4 protein-coding genes and 1 pseudogene are annotated in these 3,098 nt (G+C 70.8%); 1 reads left to right on the top strand and 4 read right to left on the bottom strand.

Features of this window, described 5'->3' with window-relative positions:
- On the bottom strand, nucleotides 1-626 hold a 626-nt coding region (locus EF918_RS34180), incomplete at its 3' end, for a hypothetical protein (RefSeq protein WP_221889788.1).
- 445 nt (nucleotides 627-1,071) lie between these two features.
- Here EF918_RS34180 and EF918_RS34175 point away from each other — a divergent pair.
- The gene (locus tag EF918_RS34175) at nucleotides 1,072-1,812 is read left to right on the top strand and encodes a class I SAM-dependent methyltransferase (RefSeq protein ID WP_125652764.1); all 741 of its coding nucleotides are present in this window, start codon (nucleotides 1,072-1,074) and stop codon (nucleotides 1,810-1,812) included.
- Nucleotides 1,813-1,926: 114 nt separating this feature from the next.
- Here EF918_RS34175 and EF918_RS34170 read toward each other — a convergent pair whose 3' ends face one another.
- From EF918_RS34170 to EF918_RS38795, 3 genes and pseudogenes are all read right to left on the bottom strand, one after another.
- On the bottom strand, nucleotides 1,927-2,148 hold the full coding sequence (locus EF918_RS34170) for a helix-turn-helix transcriptional regulator (RefSeq protein WP_125652763.1): 222 nt from the start codon (nucleotides 2,146-2,148) through the stop codon (nucleotides 1,927-1,929).
- Nucleotides 2,148-2,633, bottom strand: coding sequence for a DUF2975 domain-containing protein (locus EF918_RS34165; RefSeq protein ID WP_125652765.1), 486 nt, complete (start codon nucleotides 2,631-2,633; stop codon nucleotides 2,148-2,150). The genes EF918_RS34170 and EF918_RS34165 overlap by 1 nt, the downstream gene beginning before the upstream one ends.
- Nucleotides 2,634-3,007: 374 nt before the next feature.
- Nucleotides 3,008-3,098 (bottom strand): annotated as a pseudogene (locus EF918_RS38795) (lytic transglycosylase domain-containing protein); the annotation flags it as partial.

Raw genomic sequence — 3,098 nt, 5'->3', positions numbered from 1 at the left:
GCTGTGGGGTTCGGCGCGGTGTCCGTCGGGTCGGTCGGGGTCGGGGCCGCGGGGGTGACGGTGAACGTGGCCTCGGCGGACGTGCCCGGGTCCGACGTGCAGCGGGCCAGCAGCGTGTGGTCGCCCGGCGGCGCGTCCGCCCCTACCTCGACGGTGGCCTCGAACGTGCCCTGCTCGGAGACCTCGGAGGAGCCCAATGGTTCGTCGTCCCACAGCAGGTCCACGGTGGAACAGTTGAAGCCGGAACCGGAGGCGAGGAGTTCCGCCGCTCCGGCCTGCCCCTCGGTCGGCGTGAGCGTCAGGGCCGGCTCCTCCTCGGACGGCGGTGGCTCGGTGTCCACGACCGTGAAGTACGCCGTGGCGACGTACCGGTCGTCCCGGTCGCAGACGGCCCGCACCGCCCGCTCCCCGGTGCCCTCGGTGGCCGGGACGGTGATACCGGTCGTGAATCCGTCGGCCCCTCTCTCCGCTTCGGCGGTTCCGATCCCGGTGCCCTCCCAGGAGAGGGAGACCGTGCCGGCGTGCTTCGAGAAGCAGCCTTCGAACCCGGAGCCGGTGACCGCCACGTCCGACCCTGCCGGGCCCTCCTCCGGGCTCAGCGTCAGGCCGGGCTGCGGCGCGGCCACAGGGGCGGACGAGACGACCGGGCGGGCCTGGGAGGGTAGGGGTGGACCGGCTGCGGGTGATGCGGGTGATCCCCATGCGACCGCCGTGCTCAGCAGCACCGCGATCAGCGATCGGCCGGACCAACGGACAACGGCAGACATGACCCTCCGTGAGCTGTCTCCCATTCTCCTCCGGGCACCCGGTCCGCGCCCCTCAGGGCCGGACCGGAGCACCGGGCGCCGCCGCCCGTCCACTCGACCGGCCCGCGGTCCTCGACCTGCGAGAAGGGCTCGCCCGGGGGTGCCGCGCGGCACGGCGGGGACGTTGAGGCCAACGACCGCTTCAGCCTGCTGATATTTGTAGCTTCCACCAGTACGAAGTCCCGCTGACGAGGCAGCAGACTCTCCGCCAAGGGCCGCGGCTCGTTCTGAGAGCCGACGCCACAAATCGAGGGGAAACACCACGATGAGTGGGCAGTTGTACGACGGTATCGGTGAGGCCTTCGAAGGCTTCAAGACCCTGCCGATCATCCGCTACGGGGAAGTGCCCAGCTTTCTCGCCCTGGTCGGCGATGTGACGGGCAAGTCGGTGCTCGACATCGCCTGCGGTACGGGGTTCTACAGCCGGGAGCTCAAGCGCCGCGGCGCCTCCCGGGTCTTCGGGTTCGACATCTCCGGCGCGATGGTCGATGCCGCCGACGCGCTGGAGCGGTCCGAGCCCCTGGGCATCACGTACGAGGTCGGCGACACCGCCGCCCTGCGGGAGTTCGACCAGCCGTTCGACGTCGCCGTCGCCGTGCAGGCGTTCAACTACGCGCGCGATGTCGCCGAGATCGAGCGGATGATGCGCAACATCCGGCGCAGCCTGGTGCCCGGCGGCGCGTTCTACCTGTTCGTGCAGGACCCGGCGTACGACTTCGGCGGGCCGTCGCTCGACAAGTACGGGTTCCTGTGCGAGGCGACGGGCAAGGACAACGAGATCGGCCGGGGCATCCGGCTCACCGCCCTGCTCGACCCGCCGGTCTCCTTCGAGGCCACCGTGCCGTCGAAGGAGACGTACGAACGGACGCTGGCGGCCTCCGGATTCCGCGGCATCGAGTGGGTGCCGCTGAGCATCTCGGACGCCGGAGTGGAGAAGTTCGGCAAGGAGTTCTGGGCGGACCACGACGCGAATCCCCCGCTGACGATGATCCGCTGCACGGCCTGACGGTCCGCCGCACTGCGTGACGGTCTGCTGCCTCACCCACTTGTGCCGGCGGTCGGGTGGGTGAGGCAGTCGCGTGCCGGGCGTCGCCGCCACCGGGTCGGTTCCCTGGGGCGGTCATCCGTCCGCGGCGTCCTCCGCCTCCCAGCGCAGCAGGTCCCCCGGCTGGCACTCCAGCACTTCGCAGAGCGCGGCGAGGGTCGCGAAGCGCACCGCTTTGGCGCGGCCGTTCTTGAGCACGGCCAGGTTGGCCGGGGTGATCCCGACGCGGTCGGCGAGCTCGCCGACCGACATCTTCCGCCTGGCCAGCATCACGTCGATGTCGACGGCGATCGGCATCAGATCACCTCGTCCAGCTCGGCCCGCATCTGTGCCGCTTCGACGTCGCGGGCCACGGCCTGGGCGAGCAGCATCCGCAGGACGAGCACGATGAGCGCGACTCCCAGGATCGCCAGGCCGATGCCGGCCATGATGACGGTGACGCCCGGGTCCTCGCGCTGGCCCGGCGCGTTGACGGCCGTGACCGCGAACCACAGGAGGGCGGCCGCCACGATCGCGCCGATGACGCCGTCGACGTAACGGAACGCGGCGTGCGAGAACACCGTTCCGCGTCGCACCATCGCGACCAGCCGCCACACGCACACCAGGGCCACCTGGGCCGACATCATGCCCAGGATCGTGATCACGCGCATCGGGGTCAGCGGCAGGGACCCGTCCTCCGGGTCGTTGAACAACGCCCACACCATCGACACCTGGACGAACACCGTGCCCACCAGGACCACCACGAGCACGCCGCGCAGCGCTGCCACGGTCAGCTTTCCCACGCCCCCACCGCCCTTCCATTCTTCCATCGTTTCGCGATGGAAATCTATCGAATGTCGATAGAGTGAGGCAAGAGTCATCGGCTTCCGGAGATGACCGCGGGCGGCCGCGGAACCGGACCCTCGAGAAGGCGCGGTTCGTCGGACCGGAGACCCTACGGGGCACCCGCCCGCAGCGACGCGTCGACCACTGGAGGGCGGGCGTGGTCCTCCCGACCCCCTCCCCCGACGCTGCGATCCGCCCGGCTGAGCGTGACCCACGCCGCAGGAGACACCGAAGGCCCCGGTGGGCGGACCTGGGGAGGTCGGCCCACCGGGGCCTTCGTACGTCGCGTGCGGCCGGTGGCGGTGCCGCGGGCCGGGGCGGGGTCACCGGTCTAGTACCAGTGGTTGGCCTGCCAGAAGTTCCAGGCGGCGGCCGGGCTGCCGTAGCGGTCGTTCATGTAGTCCAGGCCCCACTTGATCTGG

Origin of the sequence: Streptomyces sp. WAC06614 (genome assembly GCF_003949795.1) — a bacterium.
Lineage (GTDB): Bacteria > Actinomycetota > Actinomycetes > Streptomycetales > Streptomycetaceae > Streptomyces.
The sequence above is the reverse complement of the archived record's forward strand: the minus strand, read 5'-3'. Positions and strand labels throughout refer to the sequence as shown.

Coding starts and splice junctions, on each gene's coding strand:
- EF918_RS34175 (WP_125652764.1), top strand. CDS start 1,072: ATGAGTGGGCAGTTGTACGACGGTATCGGTGAGGCCTTCGAAGGCTTC.
- EF918_RS34170 (WP_125652763.1), bottom strand. CDS start 2,148: ATGCCGATCGCCGTCGACATCGACGTGATGCTGGCCAGGCGGAAGATG.